Annotated in this window: 16 protein-coding genes; 10 read left to right on the top strand and 6 right to left on the bottom strand. The window is 68.2% G+C overall.

What is annotated here, in order from left to right; all coding sequences use genetic code 11:
- Positions 1–222 precede the first annotated feature (222 nt).
- Positions 223–2,904 carry a transglycosylase domain-containing protein gene (locus ABZ896_RS08615; protein WP_360924025.1) on the top strand — a complete coding sequence of 894 codons (2,682 nt, stop codon included), beginning with the start codon at positions 223–225 and terminating at the stop codon, positions 2,902–2,904.
- A gap of 107 nt (positions 2,905–3,011) precedes the next feature.
- Positions 3,012–4,523: a glycosyltransferase 87 family protein gene (locus ABZ896_RS08610; protein ID WP_360924022.1), complete on the top strand. Its 1,512-nt coding sequence runs from the start codon at positions 3,012–3,014 to the stop codon at positions 4,521–4,523.
- Between the two features lie 81 nt (positions 4,524–4,604).
- Here ABZ896_RS08610 and ABZ896_RS08605 read toward each other — a convergent pair whose 3' ends face one another.
- The 3 genes from ABZ896_RS08605 to ABZ896_RS08595 all read right to left on the bottom strand — a co-directional run bounded on the left by ABZ896_RS08605 (position 4,605) and on the right by ABZ896_RS08595 (position 7,326).
- On the bottom strand, positions 4,605–5,636 hold the full coding sequence (locus ABZ896_RS08605; RefSeq protein WP_360924020.1) for an alanine racemase: 1,032 nt from the start codon (positions 5,634–5,636) through the stop codon (positions 4,605–4,607).
- A gap of 74 nt (positions 5,637–5,710) precedes the next feature.
- A complete protein-coding gene (locus tag ABZ896_RS08600) occupies positions 5,711–6,832 on the bottom strand; it encodes a peptidoglycan bridge formation glycyltransferase FemA/FemB family protein (protein WP_360924017.1) in 1,122 nt (373 codons plus the stop codon).
- 179 nt (positions 6,833–7,011) lie between these two features.
- On the bottom strand, positions 7,012–7,326 hold the full coding sequence (locus tag ABZ896_RS08595) for a hypothetical protein (protein WP_360924014.1): 315 nt from the start codon (positions 7,324–7,326) through the stop codon (positions 7,012–7,014).
- A gap of 264 nt (positions 7,327–7,590) precedes the next feature.
- Here ABZ896_RS08595 and rpsF point away from each other — a divergent pair, with 264 nt between their 5' ends.
- The 4 genes from rpsF to rplI all read left to right on the top strand — a co-directional run bounded on the left by rpsF (position 7,591) and on the right by rplI (position 9,318).
- Positions 7,591–7,881, top strand: a complete 291-nt coding sequence (gene rpsF, locus ABZ896_RS08590; protein WP_007383258.1) for a 30S ribosomal protein S6 — start codon at positions 7,591–7,593, stop codon at positions 7,879–7,881.
- A 78-nt stretch (positions 7,882–7,959) separates the two neighbouring features.
- Positions 7,960–8,559 carry a single-stranded DNA-binding protein gene (locus tag ABZ896_RS08585; RefSeq protein ID WP_360924010.1) on the top strand — a complete coding sequence of 200 codons (600 nt, stop codon included), beginning with the start codon at positions 7,960–7,962 and terminating at the stop codon, positions 8,557–8,559.
- Between the two features lie 57 nt (positions 8,560–8,616).
- Positions 8,617–8,853, top strand: a complete 237-nt coding sequence (gene rpsR, locus ABZ896_RS08580) for a 30S ribosomal protein S18 (protein ID WP_003949403.1) — start codon at positions 8,617–8,619, stop codon at positions 8,851–8,853.
- 18 nt (positions 8,854–8,871) lie between these two features.
- On the top strand, positions 8,872–9,318 hold the full coding sequence (gene rplI, locus ABZ896_RS08575; RefSeq protein WP_360924007.1) for a 50S ribosomal protein L9: 447 nt from the start codon (positions 8,872–8,874) through the stop codon (positions 9,316–9,318).
- Positions 9,319–9,467: 149 nt separating this feature from the next.
- Here rplI and ABZ896_RS08570 read toward each other — a convergent pair whose 3' ends face one another.
- Positions 9,468–10,805, bottom strand: a complete 1,338-nt coding sequence (locus ABZ896_RS08570) for an MATE family efflux transporter (RefSeq protein WP_360924004.1) — start codon at positions 10,803–10,805, stop codon at positions 9,468–9,470.
- Positions 10,806–11,263: 458 nt separating this feature from the next.
- On the opposite strand from ABZ896_RS08570, the gene dnaB reads away from it, so the two are divergent.
- Entirely contained in the window at positions 11,264–12,736 is a 1,473-nt protein-coding gene (gene dnaB, locus ABZ896_RS08565; RefSeq protein WP_360924001.1) for a replicative DNA helicase, read from the top strand.
- Between the two features lie 4 nt (positions 12,737–12,740).
- On the opposite strand, the gene ABZ896_RS08560 is transcribed toward dnaB, so the two are convergent.
- Positions 12,741–13,193 (bottom strand): GNAT family N-acetyltransferase, encoded by a 453-nt coding sequence (locus ABZ896_RS08560; RefSeq protein ID WP_360923998.1) that lies wholly within the window; start codon positions 13,191–13,193, stop codon positions 12,741–12,743.
- 122 nt (positions 13,194–13,315) lie between these two features.
- Here ABZ896_RS08560 and ABZ896_RS08555 point away from each other — a divergent pair, with 122 nt between their 5' ends.
- Positions 13,316–14,524 carry an MFS transporter gene (locus ABZ896_RS08555; protein ID WP_360923995.1) on the top strand — a complete coding sequence of 403 codons (1,209 nt, stop codon included), beginning with the start codon at positions 13,316–13,318 and terminating at the stop codon, positions 14,522–14,524.
- A 20-nt stretch (positions 14,525–14,544) separates the two neighbouring features.
- Here the strand turns inward: ABZ896_RS08555 and ABZ896_RS08550 are convergent, their stop codons facing one another.
- Positions 14,545–15,411 carry a GNAT family N-acetyltransferase gene (locus ABZ896_RS08550; RefSeq protein ID WP_360923992.1) on the bottom strand — a complete coding sequence of 289 codons (867 nt, stop codon included), beginning with the start codon at positions 15,409–15,411 and terminating at the stop codon, positions 14,545–14,547.
- A 198-nt stretch (positions 15,412–15,609) separates the two neighbouring features.
- Here ABZ896_RS08550 and ABZ896_RS08545 point away from each other — a divergent pair, with 198 nt between their 5' ends.
- Together ABZ896_RS08545 and ABZ896_RS08540 are read left to right on the top strand one after the other, a co-directional pair.
- Positions 15,610–16,242, top strand: coding sequence for an HAD-IB family phosphatase (locus ABZ896_RS08545; RefSeq protein ID WP_360923989.1), 633 nt, complete (start codon positions 15,610–15,612; stop codon positions 16,240–16,242).
- Positions 16,243–16,601: 359 nt separating this feature from the next.
- The gene (locus ABZ896_RS08540; RefSeq protein WP_360923986.1) at positions 16,602–18,131 is read left to right on the top strand and encodes a globin domain-containing protein; all 1,530 of its coding nucleotides are present in this window, start codon (positions 16,602–16,604) and stop codon (positions 18,129–18,131) included.

Genomic DNA, 18,131 nt, shown 5'->3' with positions numbered 1-18,131 from the left:
TTGCCTGATTTGGGGTGAACTTCGGGGCTCGGCGGGTTTTGGCGGTGCGTAGTCTGTGCGGCATGCACATCACCGGGGACCGAGTGACGTTTGGGGTTCGTCGCTGTCCTGGTGCAGTACGGATGAATGCGGAACCGACCGCATCCGTACTTCGGGGGGACCGGAAACCAGCCGCCGCTTCCAGGCGCGCAAAGGTGCGCCTGCCCGAGGAGTAGTCGTTCGATGAGCGAGCACCGTCGCAAACTGCCGCAGTCGCAGGAGGGTGGACGTGCCGCGGCCCGCCGCGGCCAGTCCGGCTCTTCCTCCGGCCGCCGTGCACCGCGAGGCGCCACCGGGTCTCCTTCCGGCTTGTATGGGGTGAGCGCCCAGGAGTCGGAGTCCTACGACCCGGGAGGCGAGGAGCGTCCGTACGGCGGCCGCGCCGAGGCCCGCCGGGCCGCGCAGAGAAGCACGGGCGGCAGCCGCCGCAGAGCTGCCGAGCCACCCCGCGGCGGCCGTCGTGGGGCTCCCCCCGGTCCCGGACGGGGCCGGGGACGCTCGGCGCCCCCCGCGAAGAAGCGGTTCATCGACTATCCGCGTGCGGGCAAGTACGGAGCGGCGCGCTGGATCCCGTCCTGGAAGCTGGTGACGGGTCTGTTCATCGGCTTCATCGGGAGCCTGGTCGGAATCGCCGGCGTCGGTTACGCGATGGTGAGCGTGCCCGACGTCGCGCTGTCCGCGACGGCGCAGAACAACGTCTACTACTGGGCCAACGGGGACGAGATGGTGGCCACGGGTGGGGAGACGAACCGCCAGGAGGTCAACCTCGCGCAGATCCCCAAAGCGATGCAGTACGCCGTCATCTCGCAGGAGAACAAGACCTTCTACACGGACAGCGGCATCGACCCGAAGGGCATCGCCCGAGCCGTGTTCAACATGGCCAGGGGCGGCAACACCCAGGGTGGTTCCACCATCACCCAGCAGTACGTGAAGAACGCGCGACTGGACGACCAGTCGCAGACGATCTCCCGCAAGTTCAAGGAGATCTTCATCTCCATCAAGGTGGGCGCCACGGTCTCGAAGGACGACATCATGGCCGGCTACCTGAACTCCGCGTACTACGGGCGCAACGCCTACGGCATCCAAGCGGCCGCGCGCGCGTACTTCGACAAGGACTCGGACGACCTCAACCCGGGTGAGTGCGCGTTCCTGGCGGCCATGCTCAAGGGCTCCACCTACTTCGACCCGGCGGGTGCGCAGGCCTACGACTCCGCTGCCACTCCCGAGGCCAACCAGAAGCGCGCTCTGCGGCAGATGCAGGACACCCTCGACAAGATGGTCGAGTACGGGCATCTCGACCCCACCGAGCGGGCGAAGTACACCACGCTCCCCAACTGGAAGAACCCCCGGTCGAACTCCGACCTGAAGGGACAGATCGGCTACCTGGTCGACCTCGCCCGGGCGTACCTGGTCAACAACGACATCGTCTCCGCGGACAAGCTCCAGCGGGGCGGCTACTCGATCTACACGACCTTCGACAAGAAGAAGGTCGACGAGCTCGAGAAAGCGATCATCAAGGTCCGGAAGGCGAAGATCAAGCCCGAGCAGCGGCCGGACACGGACAAGTACGTCCAGTTCGGTGGCGCGTCGGTGGATCCGAAGACCGGTGCCATCAAGGCCATCTACGGCGGTGAGGACGCGACGAAGCACTTCACCAACAACGCCGACGCGACCGGCGCCCAGGTGGGTTCGACGTTCAAGACGTTCGTGCTAGCGGCCGCGATGAAGTGGGGTGTGCGCGACCCCGATCTGGGCGAGAGCCAGGCCCAGGACGAGCGCACCGTCGTCAACGCCAAGAGCCTGTTCAGCGGCAAGAACAACCTCAAGATCCAGAACTACGACGGAACCGTCTGGAAGGACAAGGACGACAAGGAGTGGCTCCAGGAGAACGACGGCAAGGAGTCGTACGGCAGTCCGCCCTCGTACAAGATCGACCTGCGTGAGGCGATGCAGAACTCGGTGAACTCCGCCTTCGTACAGCTCGGCATGGACGTCGGCCTGGACAAGGTCAAGGAAGCGGCCATCGACGCGGGTCTGAGGCCGAACAGCCTGACCGGCACCAGCTTCCCGTCCTTCTCCATCGGGATCTCCGACCCCAGCGCACTCCGTATGGCCGGCGCGTACGCCACCTTCGCGGCCAGCGGCAAGCAGAACGACCCGTACTCGGTCCAGAGGGTCACCAGCAAGGACGGTCCGGTCTTCACCCACAAGTTGGACACCAAGGAGGCGTTCGAGCCCAAGGTCGCCGACAACGTCACCGACGTCCTCCAGACCGTGGTCGAGAAGGGCACGGGTACCAACGCCCAGCTGCCCGGCCGTCAGGTGGCGGGCAAGACCGGTACCACCGACGGCAACAAGTCCGCCTGGTTCGTGGGGTACACCCCGCAGCTGTCCACGGCGATCTCCATGTTCCGCATGGACGACAACGAGAAGAACAAGAACCGCCAGTTCCTGGAGATGTACGGAACGGGTGGTGAGGCCAAGATCCACGGTGCCTCGTTCCCGGCCGAGATCTGGCACGACTACATGGCCCAGGCGCTGAAGGGCCTGCCGGCGGAGGACTTCCCGAAGCCGGAGCCCATCGGTGAGATCGTCAACGAGGACCCGAGCCCGACGCCGACGCCGACGCCCAGCGAGTCCGAGTCGGCCACCGAGAGCCCGTCGCCGACGCCCACCCTGACCACTCAGAGCCCGTCTCCGACGTCGAGCGAGACCTGCCGGTTCTTCGGGTGCGACGACTCGGGCGGCACGAGTGACGGCGGTACCGACGGAGGCGTGTCGGACACACCGACGGCCACGTCGACGGAGGAGAACGGAAACAACGGGAACGGCAACGGCGGCTTGTTCGGCGGATCAACCGGTTAGCCACCTATGCCCTGTCTGCCCCGTCGAGGTTGTTTCACGTGAAACATGGGCCGTCGCACCCACCGGGTGCGGCGGCCCTCGGCGTATTCCTAGTCTCGTACGGCAGGATGTGCGGCATGCCCAGTGCTGAATCGACGCCAGCGAGCGTGCACGAGCCGGACCCGGTGCTGCCGACCAAGGACGACGAGATCGCCAGGAGGGGCAGCGAGTTCATCGGTGGCCCCCTCGGGCGGTTCGCGCTGCTCGGGTCGTCCTGGTGGACGCCCGTCCGCGTCGTCGCGCTGGTGGCCATCGGCATGTTCGCCCTAGGCCTCGTCCAGAAGGCGCCCTGCTACAACGGCGGCTGGTTCTTCGGAGCCAGCACCCAGTACACCCACGCGTGCTACTCGGACATCCCGCACCTCTACCAGGGCCGCGGCTTCGCCGACGGGCTCGTGCCGTACTTCGACAAGCTGCCCGGAGACATGCAATACCTCGAATACCCGGTGCTGACCGGTGTGTTCATGGAGGTCGCCGCCTGGCTCACGCCTGGCAGCGGCAGCATCCAGCACCAGGAACAGTGGTACTGGATGGTCAACGCCGGAATGCTGATGATCTGCGCGGCCATCATCGTCGTCTGCGTCAGCAGGACGCAGGCCCGCCGCCCCTGGGACGGTCTCCTGGTCGCGCTGGCACCCGCCTTCGCGCTGACCGCCACCATCAACTGGGACCTGCTGGCGGTCGCTCTGACGGCTTCCGCGATGCTGATGTGGTCCCGGGGCCGTTCACTCGCCTTCGGTGTCCTCCTGGGGCTCGCCACGGCCGCCAAGCTCTATCCCGTATTCCTGCTCGGGGCGCTCTTCGTGCTGTGTTGGCGTGCGGGCAAGTGGCGGGACCTGGGCAAGGCGGTGGCCGGCACGGCCGTCTCCTGGCTCGTGGTGAACCTGCCGGTGATGCTCTTCGCCTTCGACGGCTGGTCGAAGTTCTACACGTTCAGCCAGGAGCGGGGCGTGGACTTCGGCTCCTTCTGGCTGATCATGGCCCAGAACTCGAGTGACCCGCTGAGCACGGAGACCGTCAACACGCTCGCCACTTTGCTGATGCTGCTGTGCTGTGCGGGCATCGCGGCGCTCACGTTCACCGCTCCGCGTCGGCCGCGCTTCGCCCAGCTGGCGTTCCTGATCGTCGCCGCGTTCATCCTCACCAACAAGGTCTACTCGCCCCAGTACGTCCTGTGGCTGGTGCCGCTGGCCGTGCTGGCCCGGCCCAAGTGGCGGGACTTCCTGATCTGGCAGGCGTGCGAGGTCGCGTACTTCCTCGGGATCTGGCTGTACCTCGCGTACACGACCAGCGGTACCGCCCACAAGGGTCTGCCGACCGACGGCTACCACTGGGCCATCGGAATCCACCTGCTGGGCACGGCGTACCTCTGCGCCGTGGTCGTGCGCGACATCGTCATGCCGGAACGGGACGTGGTGCGCCAGGCCGGAGACGACGATCCCTCGGGCGGAGTACTCGACGGAGCGGAGGACGTCTTCGTCGTCGGCGCTGCCGCGCATCCGCCCCGGCACGCGGCCCACTACGACGGACCGCAGGTGGAGTGGGGCAACGGCCGGGAATCCGACGGCAGTTCGCTCTGAGCGAACAGCCCTTGGCTGCCGTGCGCGAAAGGCCGTACACGGAGTTCCGTGTACGGCCTTTCGGCGTGGTGGGTGCCGCGCTCAGCGGTCCACGAGCCGGTCGAACTGCGTGGTGGTGTGCCGCAGATGGGCCACCAGCTCGTCCCCCACCTTGGGCTGCGGGGCGTCCGAGGGCACGAAGAGGATGGAGACCTGCATGTGCGGCGGCTCGGCGAACCAGCGCTGCTTGCCGCCCCACACGAACGGGGAGAGGTTCCGGTTCACGGTGGCCAGGCCGGCGCGCGCGACGCCCTTGGCGCGCGGCATGACGCCGTGCAGGGCCTTCGGCGCCTCCAGGCCCACTCCGTGCGACGTACCGCCCGCCACGACGACCAGGGAGCCGTCCGAGGCCGCCTTCTGCTGCCGGTAGCCGAAGCGGTCGCCCTTGGAGACCGGGGTGACGTCCAGGACCGCCCCGCGGTACTCCATGGACTCGTGGTCCCCGAGCCACAGCCGGGTGCCGATGCGGGCGCGGAAACGGGTTTGTGGGAACTGCTGCTGCAGCCGGACGAGTTCGTCGGCCTTGAGGTGGCTGACGAACATGGTGTGCAGCGGCAGCCGGGCGGCGCGCAGCCGGTCCATCCAGCCGATGACCTCCTCGACGGCGTCCGAGCCGTCGGTGCGGTCCAGCGGCAGATGGATGGCGAAGCCCTCCAGGCGGACGTTCTCTATGGCGGCGTGCAGCTGCGGCAGGTCCTGCTCGTTGATGCCGTGGCGCTTCATCGAGGACATCACCTCGATGACCACGCGGGCGCCCACGAGGCCGTACACACCGTCGGTGGACGACACCGAGCGGATGACCCGGTCGGGCAGCGGGACCGGCTCCTCGCCCCGCCGGTACGGCGTGAGCACCAGCAGGTCACCGCCGAACCAGTCCTTGATCCGCGCGGCCTCGTAGGTCGTGCCCACGGCGAGGATGTCGGAGCCCAGCCGTGTGGCCTCCTCCGCCAGCCGCTCGTGCCCGAAGCCGTAGCCGTTGCCCTTGCAGACCGGCACCAGCCCCGGGAACTGCTCCTGCACGTGCTTGTGGTGCGCACGCCAGCGCGCGGTGTCGACGTAGAGCGTGAGCGCCATGGCCGGACCCGGAACCTTTCTCGTGGCTGCGGTGTATCAGAGGTATGGAAGCTATTGAAGCGAAGAACGCTACGTCAGCGACGCGACATGTAGATGTCGAGCGCCTTGTGGAGCAGTTTGTTGAGCGGGAAGTCCCACTCGCCGAGGTACTCCGCGGCCTGGCCGCCCGTGCCCACCTTGAACTGGATCAGACCGAAGAGGTGGTCGGTCTCGTCCAGCGTGTCGGAGATGCCGCGCAGGTCGTAGACGGTCGCGCCGAGCGCGTAGGCGTCACGCAGCATCCGCCACTGCATCGCGTTCGAGGGCCGGACCTCGCGGCCGATGTTGTCGGAGGCGCCGTAGGAGTACCAGACGTGCCCACCGACGATCAGCATGGTCGCCGCCGACAGGTTCACGCCGTTGTGTCGGGCGAAGTACAGCCGCATCCGGTTGGGGTCCTCGGCGTTCAGGACCTTCCACATCCGCTGGAAGTACTCCTTCGGGCGGGGCCGGAAGTGGTCGCGCACCGCGGTGATCTCGTACAGCCGCTGCCATTCGTCGAAGTCCTCGTAACCACCCTGGACGACCTCCACGCCGGCTTTCTCGGCCTTCTTGATGTTGCGGCGCCACAGCTGGTTGAAGTTCTTGTGGACCTCTTCCAGGGACCGGTTGGCGAGCGGCACCTGGAAGACGTAGCGGGGCTGGACGTCACCGAAACCGGCTCCCCCGTCCTCGCCCTGCTGCCAGCCCATACGGCGGAGCTTGTCGCGGACCTCGAAGGCACGCGGCTCGATGAAGTCGGCCTCGATGTCCCGCAGCCGCTTCACGTCCGGGTTCTGGATGCCCGCCTTGATGGAGTTGGCCTCCCAGCGCCGGATCACCACCGGCGGGCCCATCTTCACCGAGAAGGCGCCCTGCTCCTTGAGGTGCGCGAGCATCGGCTCCAGCCACTCGTGCAGATTCGGCGCGTACCAGTTGATGACCGGGCCCTCGGGCAGATAGGCGAGGTAGCGCTTGATCTTGGGCAGCTGACGGTAGAGGACGAGACCCGTGCCGACGAGCTCACCGGTGCGGTCGTCGAACCAGCCCAGGCCTTCGGAGCGCCACTCGGTCTTGACGTCGGCCCATGCCGGAACCTGCATGTTGCTCGCCGACGGCAGGCTCTGGATATACGCCAGATGCTGCTCGCGACTGATCGTCCTCAGGGTCAGGCTCATTCGGGGCGCTCCTCGGGCTGGTGTGTCCCCATGGGTACAGGGGCTCCGGCTCTCGCGCCGAAGCCTACTGCGCCTTGCGAGCGCCTCGACTGGGCGTACGGTTCCTGCGCCCCGGCTCGAGGATCACCGAGGCGTTTGGCCGTGCTTTGGGTGGTGTTGAGGGGCCGGTGCCCGTGGCGTCAGCTGATGACCCCGCCGAAAAGGCCGCCGTGCGCCATGCCGAGGAAGAAGCCGACCGCGGACGCGCCGAGGCCGAGGATCAGCCCGAAGCGCTCGCGCGTCGTCTCGGAGACCCACTGGCCGTACGCACCGGTGAGGATCCCCACCAGGCCGGTCCAGGAGCTGAGCAGGTGCAGGTTGTGGAACATCGCCGTGACGAACGCCGTGACGCCGAGCACCAGGGTCACCGCGAGCAGCGTGTCCTGGAGGGGGTGGGGCTTTCCGTCCGTGGCGAAAAGGCCTCCGACGGTGTTGGGTCGCATTGCCTGTGCCATAGGGCACCTCCTGCGGAAGGCGGCGCATCGTAGCGCCATACACACCCGATGTGTACAGAGTGACGGTCCCCGGGGCCGGATTTCAACCGCAAGCCGGTGTGCGGGTAGTCTGTACCGTCTGCACCGGTGTCTGCCCAGGCCCGATCGGGTAAACCGCGAGGTCACCCCCGATTGTCAGTGGCGGCCGATACCGTTGCGTACGCATCACAACCCTCCTGCCACGGAACGACCGTGGCCGCTGAGTCCAAAGGAGGTGGGTTCCACATGCGTCACTACGAGGTGATGGTCATCCTCGACCCCGATCTGGAGGAGCGCGCTGTCGCCCCCCTGATCGAGAACTTCCTCTCCGTCGTCCGTGAGGGCAACGGGAAGGTCGAGAAGGTCGACACCTGGGGCCGTCGTCGGCTCTCGTACGAGATCAAGAAGAAGCCCGAGGGCATCTACTCGGTCATCGACCTGCAGGCCGAGCCTGCGGTCGTCAAGGAGCTCGACCGCCAGCTGAACCTGAACGAGTCGGTCCTCCGGACCAAGGTCCTCCGCCCCGAGACCCACTGAGCTTCCGCTCAGCTGATCCCGGGATTCGAGTAGCAGCAACCAAGCAGCCAGAGCAGCAAACCCGCCGAGAGGTTCCCCATGGCAGGCGAGACCGTCATCACGGTCGTCGGCAATCTTGTCGATGACCCCGAGCTGCGCTTCACCCCCTCCGGTGCGGCGGTCGCGAAGTTCCGTGTCGCGTCCACTCCCCGCACCTTCGACCGTCAGACCAACGAGTGGAAGGACGGCGAAAGCCTCTTCCTGACCTGCTCGGTCTGGCGTCAGGCGGCGGAGAACGTCGCGGAGTCGCTCCAGCGAGGCATGCGCGTCATCGTGCAGGGCCGGCTGAAGCAGCGGTCCTACGAGGACCGTGAGGGTGTCAAGCGCACGGTCTACGAGCTGGACGTCGAGGAAGTCGGCGCCAGCCTGCGCAGTGCCACGGCCAAGGTCACCAAGACGGCTGGCGGTGCCGGTCGCGGTGGCCAGGGCGGTTACGGCGGCGGTGGCGGTGGCGGCCAGGGTGGCGGCGGCTGGGGTGGAAACTCCGGCGGCGGCCAGCAGGGCGGCGGTGCTCCCGCCGACGACCCGTGGGCGACCGGCGCTCCTGCCGGTGGCAACCAGGGCGGCGGCGGTGGCGGCGGCTGGGGTGGAAACTCCGGCGGCGGTGGCGGCGGCTACTCGGACGAGCCCCCCTTCTAGGCCTCGGGCCGAGGGGTGGGTCGTACCCACACTTCTTGATCACACAGGAGAAACACCATGGCGAAGCCGCCTGTGCGCAAGCCTAAGAAGAAGGTCTGCGCTTTCTGCAAGGACAAGGTCACGTACGTGGACTACAAGGACACGAACATGCTGCGGAAGTTCATTTCCGACCGCGGCAAGATCCGTGCCCGCCGCGTGACCGGCAACTGCACGCAGCACCAGCGTGACGTCGCCACGGCCGTCAAGAACAGCCGTGAGATGGCGCTGCTGCCCTACACCTCCACCGCGCGATAAGGGAAGGGTGACCGACTCATGAAGATCATCCTCACCCACGAGGTCTCTGGCCTCGGCGCCGCGGGCGACGTCGTCGACGTCAAGGACGGGTACGCTCGCAACTACCTGATCCCGCGGAACTTCGCGATCCGCTGGACCAAGGGTGGCGAGAAGGACGTCGAGCAGATCCGTCGTGCTCGCAAGATCCACGAGATCCAGACCATCGAGCAGGCCAACGCTGTGAAGGCCCAGCTTGAGGGTGTCCGGGTCCGTCTGGCCGTCCGCTCCGGCGACGCCGGTCGTCTCTTCGGTTCCGTCACCCCGGCCGACATCGCGTCCGCGATCAAGGCTTCCGGTGGCCCCGAGGTCGACAAGCGCCGCATCGAGCTGGGTTCGCCCATCAAGACCCTGGGCGCCCACGAGACGTCCGTGCGTCTGCACCCCGAGGTTGCCGCCAAGGTCAACATCGAGGTCGTCGCGGCCTGATCGCTGCGCTCGGCTTGAGCAGTTCCGAGAGGGGCCGTACCCATGCGGGTACGGCCCCTCTTGCTTGCGTGGTGATGGTCAGCGGCTGAGGTGGCGCTCGTGGTGTTTCACGTGAAACGTGACGACCCGCGATGTTTCACGTGAAACGGTCAGCGGGTCGCGCCGGTGACGAGCCAACGGCCCGAGCGGGTACGCAGCCAGAGGGTCAGCATGCGTACGGCCATCATCAGGGTCATCGCCGCCCACAGGGCGGTGAGTCCGCCGTCTGACGCCGGGACGAGCAGGGCCACTGGGGCGAAGACGGCGAGCGTGGCGACCATGGCCCAGGCGAGATACGGTCCGTCGCCAGCACCCATCAGTACGCCGTCCAGCACGAAGACCACACCGCAGATCGGCTGCGAGAGAGCCACGATCACCAGCGCGGGCAGAGCTGCGTCCTTCACCAGGGAGTCGCCGGTGAACAAGGGGAGAAACAGCGGGCGGGAGAGGACGACCAGCACCCCGAGCCCGATGCCCACCGCGATGCCCCACTCCACCATCCGACGGCACACCCGGCGGGCGCCCTCGGTGTCGCCGGCTCCCAGGTAGCGCCCGATGATGGCCTGTCCGGCGATGGCGATCGCGTCGAGGGCGAAGGCGAGCAGGCTCCACAGGGACAGGATGATCTGGTGAGCGGCGATGTCCGCGTCCCCCAGACGGGCTGCGACGGCTGTGGCGATCATCAGGATCGCCCTCAGGGAGAGCGTGCGGACCAGGAGAGGGACGCCCGCCTGGGCGGAGGCCCTGATCCCTGCGGCATCCGGGCGCAGGGAAGCGCCGTGTCTGCGGGCGCCCCGGACGACGACCACGAGATAGGCGGCGGCCATGCCGCACTGCGCGATGACGGTGCCCCAGGCGGAGCCGGCGATGCCGAGGTCGGCGCCGTAGACGAGTCCCACGTTGAGGGCGGCGTTGGCGACGAAGCCCGCGACGGCGACGTAGAGCGGGGTCCTGGTGTCCTGGAGGCCACGCAGGACGCCGGTCGCGGCGAGCACCACGAGCATGGCGGGAATGCCGAGGGCCGAGATCCGCAGATAGGTGGTGGCATAGGGGGCGGCGGTGTCGGAGGCGCCGAAGAGTCCCACGAGGGACGGCGCGGTGGGCAGGACGACCGCGATGACGGCCGCGCCGAGCAGCAGGGCGAGCCAGATGCCGTCCATGCCCTGCCGGATGGCGGCGGAGAGGTCGCCCGCGCCGACGCGTCGGGCGACGGCGGCCGTGGTTGCGTAGGCGAGGAAGACGAAGACGCTGACGGCTGTCATGAGGAGGGCCGAGGCGACGCCGAGACCGGCGAGTTGGGCGGTGCCGAGGTGGCCGACGATCGCGCTGTCGGCCATGACGAAGAGGGGTTCGGCGACGAGGGCACCGAAGGCCGGAACGGCGAGTGCGACGATCTCGCGGTCGTGCTGTCGCCGGGGGACCTCGGGGGTCGCGGAAGCCTGTGTCATGAGCACCAATCTAATCGTCCACAGGTAAGAGATGCAATTGAGTAGAGACCCTTACTTGTGGAGCTGTGGCGCGCGTGGGTGCGCGCGGCTCGAAGTGATCTTGAGCCGACTGGGAAAGTTTTTCTTCTGCACAGCCGGTGGACGATGAAGACGCAGGTCAGAGCGGCCGTTTGAAGAAGAGGCGGAGCTTGTTCACAGGGCTGTCCACCGGGTCGTGCACAGGTTTTGCGGAGTTCTCCACAGCATCCGGGCCGTCGTCCACATGGCCTGTGGATAACCAGATTGGCTGACGTCGTCCGCGGGCCTACGGTGGTCCGGCGCCCACTCCGTCCGTCGGCCGGGAAACCGTCACAAATCCGACGCGCCCGAACCGGAGTTGGGCCTCTCATTTGTCAGTGCCGTGCCGTAGAAAGAGAGGCACGGCGAGGTCCGCTCGGCGGACGGGAGGAGGTGGCTCGGTGAGCATTTCCGAGCCCTTGGACGACCCGTGGGCCGACAGCGGTCCCGGTGATCGTCTGCCGTCCTCGCGCCGCCGCGGCGAAGGGGGACGAGGCCGCGACGAGCAGCACGACCGCGGCCGGGACAGTGGCGAGTGGGACGGCGGGGGCAGCTCCTTCGAGAGGGTTCCGCCGCAGGACCTGGACGCCGAGCAGTCCGTCCTCGGCGGCATGCTGCTGTCCAAGGACGCCATCGCCGACGTCGTCGAGGTGATCAAGGGGCACGACTTCTACAAGCCGGCCCACGAGACGATCTTCCAGGCGATCCTCGACGTCTATGCCAAGGGCGAGCCTGCCGACCCCATCACGATCGCCGCCGAGCTCACCAAGCGCGGCGAGATCAACAAGGTCGGCGGGGCATCGTATCTGCACACCCTAGTCCAGACGGTGCCGACGGCGGCGAACGCCGAGTACTACGCCGAGATCGTCCATGAGCGGGCCGTCCTGCGCCGTCTGGTCGAGGCGGGTACGCGCATCACCCAGATGGGATACGCGGCCGACGACGACGTCGACGAGATCGTCAACCGGGCCCAGGCCGAGATCTACGCGGTCACCGAGCAGCGCACGAGCGAGGACTACCTGCCGCTCGGCGACATCATGGAGGGCGCGCTCGACGAGATCGAGGCGATCGGCTCGCGCAGCGGCGAGATGACCGGTGTGCCCACCGGCTTCACGGACCTCGACTCGCTCACCAACGGCCTGCACCCGGGCCAGATGATCGTCATCGCGGCCCGTCCCGCCATGGGAAAGTCCACGCTCGCGCTGGACTTCGCGCGCGCGGCCTCGATCAAGAACAACCTGCCCAGCGTCATCTTCTCGCTCGAAATGGGGCGCAACGAGATCGCGATGCGTCTGCTGTCCGCCGAGGCGCGGGTGGCCCTGCACCACATGCGCTCGGGCACCATGACGGACGAGGACTGGACGCGGCTGGCGCGCCGGATGCCGGAGGTGTCCTCCGCACCGCTCTACATCGACGACTCCCCGAACCTGTCGATGATGGAGATCCGCGCGAAGTGCCGGCGCCTGAAGCAGCGCAACGACATCAAGCTGGTGATCATCGACTACCTCCAGCTGATGCAGTCGGGCAAGCGCTCCGAGAGCCGTCAGCAGGAGGTCTCGGACATGTCCCGTAACCTCAAGCTGCTGGCCAAGGAGCTGGAGGTACCGGTGATCGCGCTCTCGCAGCTCAACCGTGGTCCCGAGCAGCGCACGGACAAGAAGCCGCAGGTGTCGGACCTGCGTGAGTCCGGATCCATCGAGCAGGACGCCGACATGGTCATCCTGCTGCACCGCGAGGACGCCTACGAGAAGGAGTCGCCGAGAGCCGGCGAGGCCGACATCATCGTGGGCAAGCACCGTAACGGTCCGACGGCGACCATCACCGTCGCCTTCCAGGGCCACTACTCCCGCTTTGTGGACATGGCCCAGACCTGATCGGTCACAGGGGCAGCTTGAAGCCCACGTGGGAGGCCGTGAAGCCGAGGCGGTCGTAGAAGCGGTGGGCGTCGGTGCGGGTGCTGTCGGAGGTCAGCTGCACCAACTGGCAGTTCTGGCGCCGGGATTCGTCGATCGCCCACTGGATGAGCTGGGTGCCCAGGCCGCTGCCGCGCTCGTCGGCGTGGATACGGACACCCTCGATGATCGACCGAGTCGCGCCGCGCCGGGACAGTCCCAGGACGATCGTGAGCTGGAGGGTGCCGACGACGCGACCGTCGCGGACGGCGACCATCAGGTGCTGGTTCGGATCGGCGCAGAGGCGCTCCAGCGCGCTCAGGTAGGGGGCCAGGTCGTCCGGTGACTCCCGCTGGGCGCCGAGGGGATCGTCGGCGAGCATGCCGACGATCGCGGAGACGTCATCCGTGGTGGCGGGCCGGATTTCAAGATCTCCCATGAGGTGCACCCTATCGTCGGCTCCATCTCGAAATAGCCCTCGTTTGCAACTAGAGAGCGTCTGCAACTATTGTCTACGTGTGTAACACGCCTCTGCAATCATCTGGGAAGGTGTACTCCCTCATGCCGCTTGCGCTCGTGGCCCTCGCGATCGGGGCCTTCGGAATCGGCACGACCGAGTTCGTCATCATGGGCCTGCTGCCCGAGGTGGCGGACGACTTCGGGGTCTCCATCCCCGCCGCCGGCCTCCTGGTGACCGGCTACGCGCTCGGCGTGATGCTCGGCGCCCCGCTGATGACCGTCCTCGGCACCAAGGTCTCCCGCAAGCGGATGCTGATGCTGCTGATGGGCCTGTTCATCGTCGGCAACCTGCTCTCCGCGCTCGCCCCCACGTTCGCCGTCATGCTGATCGGCCGGGTGGTCGCGTCCCTGGCCCACGGCGCCTTCTTCGGCATCGGCGCGGTCGTCGCGGCCGATCTGGTCGCCCCGGACAAGAAGGCGGGAGCCATCGCCATGATGTTCACCGGCCTGACCGTCGCCAACGTCGTCGGCGTCCCGCTCGGCACGCTCATCGGCCAGAGCGTCGGCTGGCGCGTCACCTTCGCCCTCGTGGCGGCGCTCGGTGTCGCGGGCCTGGCCGGCATCGCCCGGCTCGTCCCCGAGATGCCCCGGCCGCAGGGTGTGCGGCTGAGGCACGAACTGGCCGCCTTCAAGAACACCCAGGTCCTGCTCGCGATGGCGATGACGGTTCTCGGCTTCGGCGGTGTCTTCGCGGCCATCACCTACATCGCGCCGATGACGACCCACGTCACCGGCTTCGCCGACGGCTCGGTGACCTGGCTGCTCGTGCTCTTCGGACTCGGCATGGTCGGCGGCAACCTCGTCGGCGGCCGGTACGCCGACCGGGCGCTGATGCCGATGCTCTACGTCTCCCTGGGTGCCCTGGCCGTCGTGCTCGCCCTCTTCACGCTGACCGCCCACAGCAAGGTCCTCGCGGCGGTCACCATCGCCCTCGTCGGCGCGCTGGGCTTCGCCACCGTCCCGCCGCTGCAGAAGAGGGTCCTCGACCAGGCGCACGGCGCCCCCACCCTCGCCTCGGCCGTGAACATCGGTGCCTTCAACCTCGGCAACGCCCTCTCGGCCTGGCTCGGCGGCCTGGTGATCTCGGCCGGGTTCGGCTACACCGCGCCCAACTGGGTGGGTGCAGCCCTGGCCGCCGCGGCACTGCTCCTCGCGCTGCTCTCAGCCGCGCTGGAGCGCCGTGACGGTACGCGCAGCACAGTGGTCGCGGGAGCGACACCGGCGGACCGGCGGGCCACCGCGCACCACTGAGCCGTGTCCTGTCCGAGCTCTCAGAGCGCCGCGACGGTCAGCGGGGCGAACCGTCGGGTCCAGTCCCCGGGCAGTTCCGGGAGCCCGTACGTCATGACCGCGTTGACCGCGACGGACGCCAGACCGCGCGCCTTCACCCACGCCAGCAGCTCTTCGTGCCGTACGTCGATGTCGGTGCGCAGCGGGCGGTCGGTGCCGTCGGCGAGCGAGGCGATCAGGGCCTGTGCCGCCCGGGTGTCACGGGCGACCAGCGGGCCCACCACATCGCTGGAGGTGTTGGGCCACGCGGCCGCGTACCCGACGATCCGGCCGTTCTCCTCGGCGACACGCAACTGGTCGGCGAAGGCGGGCAGGCGGGTGATGAGGTGCGTGCGGTCGGTACCGAGCACCTCCTCGTCGAGCCGGAGGATCGCGGAGAGGTCCTCTGCCGTGGCCGCCCGCGTGGCCACCGTGCGCTCGGGGCGGCCCGGCACGAAGTGTCCCCGCACCATCTCCGCCCGACCGGTGACTTTGAAGCCCAGCTCCTCGTAGAGCGGGCGGCCGTTGGGTGTCGCGTGGAGCGTCAAGGGCGTGGTGCCCATGTCGGAGAGGACATGGCGCATCAGCCGACGCCCGATGCCCTGGCGGGCGTGCCGCTCGGCGACCAGCACCATCCCGATTGCTGCCAGATCGGGGCGGCCGTACGGGCCGTACTCGGTGACGACGCAGACGGTGACGAGACCCCCGTCGGGGTCGTCGATGCCGTACCCCTTCCCGGCCGCGAGAAGGAAGCTCCACTTGTGCTCCTCGCGTGGCCACCCCCGGTCCTCGGACAAGTCGGCGCAGGCGGTGAGGTCGCGGAGCGTCAGACGGCGGATGGGGAGAGCGGCGAGAGAAGGAATCGGCACGCAGGTCAGGCTGTCCGAGAGGTGCACCCGGCGTCCACCCGTTTCCTGAGGGACACACGAGCTTTTGGCCATGTCGTAGCCATCCGCACAGCAAGCGAACAGATGCGGGATGTTTCACGTGAAACATCGAAGAACGGCGGCCGTCGGATGGTCGTCGCGGTGATGGCCGATGGTCATGACCCCAGTAGCCTCGCGGGTATGGCGAGACTTCATCTCTTCGACCTCGACGGCACGTTGCTGTACGGCACGACCGCGCCCGTGGAGATTTCCCGGCAGCTTGGCCTGGAGGCCGAGACGGTGGCACTGGATCAGGCGATCGGAGCCGGGCTGATAGGTCCGCCGGAGTACGCGCAGGAGGTCTATGCCATGTGGGCGGACCTGACCGAGGCGCATGTCACGACGGCCTTTGAAGGTGCCCCGTGGTTGGCGCGGATCCGTGACGTCTGGGCGGAGATCAGAGGCCGGGGCGAATACTGTGCGGTCGTCTCCCTCTCGCCATCCTTCTTCGTGGAGCGGCTCATCGGCTGGGGAGCACACGCGGCCTACGGATCCCGCTTTCCGGCGGTGCCCTTCACCGAGCCAGTGGACCCGGCCGGAGTGCTCAACGCGCGGGCCAAGGTTCTGATCGCCGACCGGTTGTGCGAGGAGTTCGGGGTGACGCGAGCGGACTGCGTCGCCTATGGGGACTCGGCCTCGGACAAGGAGTTGTTCGCCGCGGTGCCGCTTTCGGTCGCCGTCAACGCGGACCACTATCTGTCCGATATCTCGACCCACTCGTACATGGGCATGGATCTGTGGGAAGCCTATGAATTGGTGTCCCGCGCCCGGTAATTGAAGGAAACGACAGTTCGCGCCCGTGGCAGTCGCGCGCTCAATTCGTGGAGGGGAGGCGGGACTTGTGTGCGCAGCGGTGACCGGTAGGGTCGACTCCGGTTCGTGATCGGACCGGGGAGGCGTACATCCCCGTAAGGGCCGAGAACAAGGCAAAGCAGCCTAACGGGACGGAGAGATCGAAGACCTGCATTCGGGGTTATGCGGCAGGGGCATCCGTGAGCGGTGGGACGCTGCGAATGTGGCCGCGTTGGCTGTGACGCCGAACGGGAAAGCAAGCCGTCTGCGGGGGAAAGCAGGCACCTTCCGCCCGGGGAAGTGCGCAGACCGACCGAAAGATGTTCGAGGCGAGGCACACCATGGACGCTCCGACCACCGCGTCGGCCGACAACGGCACTTCCGGCGGCGGAGGCGGCTGGTTCGCCCCGCGCCAACAGCCTCCGCTCCCGCCCGGCCCCGAGCAGGAGACCGCCGCGGGGAACCGCCTGGCCGGGCTGCGACCGGTCGGCAGGCCCGGCGGGAGCACCTCGACGGGATCCGGTAGAACCGTGGAGGAGCCTCCCGAGGAGATACCGGCCCCGGCGGACGGGATACGCACGCCGCCGCCGGCAGCGTCGGCACAAGAGCCCGAGGACATCCCCGCGCAGCCCCGGCCCGCGACCTCGCCGCCCATGGACGACCGCGTCCCCGTGCAGCGCGCCGCCCCGCTCACGAGCCCTCCCGCGGAAGCCGTCCCCCCGCGGTTCGGAGGCCGCCCGCCGATCGAACCCGCGCCCTCCCCGGACGCCGTCCTGATCCGCCGGACCATGGCCGAGATCGCCTCCGTGGCCGACAAGGTCACCTCCTACTTCTACGCGCTTCTCTTCGTCCGCCACCCCGATCTGCGCCCGCTGTTCCCCGCGGCCATGGACGCCCAGCGGGACCGGCTGCTCAGGGCCCTGCTGACCGCGGCCGAGCACATCGACAACACGCCGGTGCTCGTCGACTACCTGCAGAAACTCGGCCGGGGCCACCGCAAGTACGGCACCAGGGCCGGGCACTACCCGGCGGTCGGCGAGTGTCTGATCGGCGCCCTGAGCAAGTACGCCTCCGCCAGCTGGGACGCGGCGACGGAAGCGGCCTGGGTGCGGACGTACACGACGATCTCGCAGGTGATGATCGACGCGGCCGCCGCGGACGAACTGCTGGCCCCGCCCTGGTGGCAGGCGGAGGTCGTCTCGCACGACCTGAGAACGCCGGACGTCGCGATCGTCACCGTCCGGCCCGACAAGCCCTACCCCTTTCTCGCCGGCCAGTACGCGAGCCTGGAGACGCCCTGGTGGCCGCGCGTGTGGCGGCACTACTCCTTCGCCTCGGCGCCCCGTTCCGACGGTCTGCTGTCGTTCCACGTGAAGGCCGTCCCCGCGGGCTGGGTCTCCGGCGCCCTGGTGCACCGCGCCCGGCCCGGCGACGTCATACGTCTCGGCCCGCCGGCCGGGTCCATGACTGTGGACCACACCTCCGACAGCGGGCTGCTGTGCCTGGGCGGCGGCACCGGGATAGCCCCGATCAAGGCGATCGTCGAGGACGTGGCCGAGCACGGTGAACGGCGTCGCGTCGAGGTGTTCTACGGCGCCCGGACCGACCAGGACCTGTACGACATCGACACCCTGCTCAGGATGCAGCAGTCCCATCACTGGCTGTCCGTCCGCGCGGTCGTCGACCAGCAGGCCCATGTCCAGCTTCCGGATGCCGTCCGCGCGTACGGCCCCTGGACCGCGTACGACGCCTATCTCTCGGGCCCGCCCGGCATGATCCGCAGCGGTGTGGACATGCTCCGGTCCCTCGGCGTCCCGGCGGCACGCATACGCCACGACTCCGTGGAGGAGCTCGTCGCCGCCGGAGACTGA

Origin of the sequence: Streptomyces sp. NPDC047072, assembly GCF_040643855.1 — a bacterium.
In the GTDB taxonomy this organism is placed as follows: Bacteria; Actinomycetota; Actinomycetes; order Streptomycetales; family Streptomycetaceae; genus Streptomyces.
The sequence above is the reverse complement of the archived record's forward strand: the minus strand, read 5'-3'. Positions and strand labels throughout refer to the sequence as shown.

What these genes read in the sequence shown, in the direction of transcription:
- ABZ896_RS08615 (WP_360924025.1), top strand. Translation starts at nt 223, where the DNA reads ATGAGCGAGCACCGTCGCAAACTGCCGCAGTCGCAGGAGGGTGGACGT.
- ABZ896_RS08610 (WP_360924022.1), top strand. Translation starts at nt 3,012, where the DNA reads ATGTGCGGCATGCCCAGTGCTGAATCGACGCCAGCGAGCGTGCACGAG.
- ABZ896_RS08605 (WP_360924020.1), bottom strand. Translation starts at nt 5,636, where the DNA reads ATGGCGCTCACGCTCTACGTCGACACCGCGCGCTGGCGTGCGCACCAC.
- ABZ896_RS08600 (WP_360924017.1), bottom strand. Translation starts at nt 6,832, where the DNA reads ATGAGCCTGACCCTGAGGACGATCAGTCGCGAGCAGCATCTGGCGTAT.
- ABZ896_RS08595 (WP_360924014.1), bottom strand. Translation starts at nt 7,326, where the DNA reads ATGGCACAGGCAATGCGACCCAACACCGTCGGAGGCCTTTTCGCCACG.
- rpsF (WP_007383258.1), top strand. Translation starts at nt 7,591, where the DNA reads ATGCGTCACTACGAGGTGATGGTCATCCTCGACCCCGATCTGGAGGAG.
- ABZ896_RS08585 (WP_360924010.1), top strand. Translation starts at nt 7,960, where the DNA reads ATGGCAGGCGAGACCGTCATCACGGTCGTCGGCAATCTTGTCGATGAC.
- rpsR (WP_003949403.1), top strand. Translation starts at nt 8,617, where the DNA reads ATGGCGAAGCCGCCTGTGCGCAAGCCTAAGAAGAAGGTCTGCGCTTTC.
- rplI (WP_360924007.1), top strand. Translation starts at nt 8,872, where the DNA reads ATGAAGATCATCCTCACCCACGAGGTCTCTGGCCTCGGCGCCGCGGGC.
- ABZ896_RS08570 (WP_360924004.1), bottom strand. Translation starts at nt 10,805, where the DNA reads ATGACACAGGCTTCCGCGACCCCCGAGGTCCCCCGGCGACAGCACGAC.
- ABZ896_RS08560 (WP_360923998.1), bottom strand. Translation starts at nt 13,193, where the DNA reads ATGGGAGATCTTGAAATCCGGCCCGCCACCACGGATGACGTCTCCGCG.
- ABZ896_RS08555 (WP_360923995.1), top strand. Translation starts at nt 13,316, where the DNA reads ATGCCGCTTGCGCTCGTGGCCCTCGCGATCGGGGCCTTCGGAATCGGC.
- ABZ896_RS08545 (WP_360923989.1), top strand. Translation starts at nt 15,610, where the DNA reads ATGGCGAGACTTCATCTCTTCGACCTCGACGGCACGTTGCTGTACGGC.
- ABZ896_RS08540 (WP_360923986.1), top strand. Translation starts at nt 16,602, where the DNA reads ATGGACGCTCCGACCACCGCGTCGGCCGACAACGGCACTTCCGGCGGC.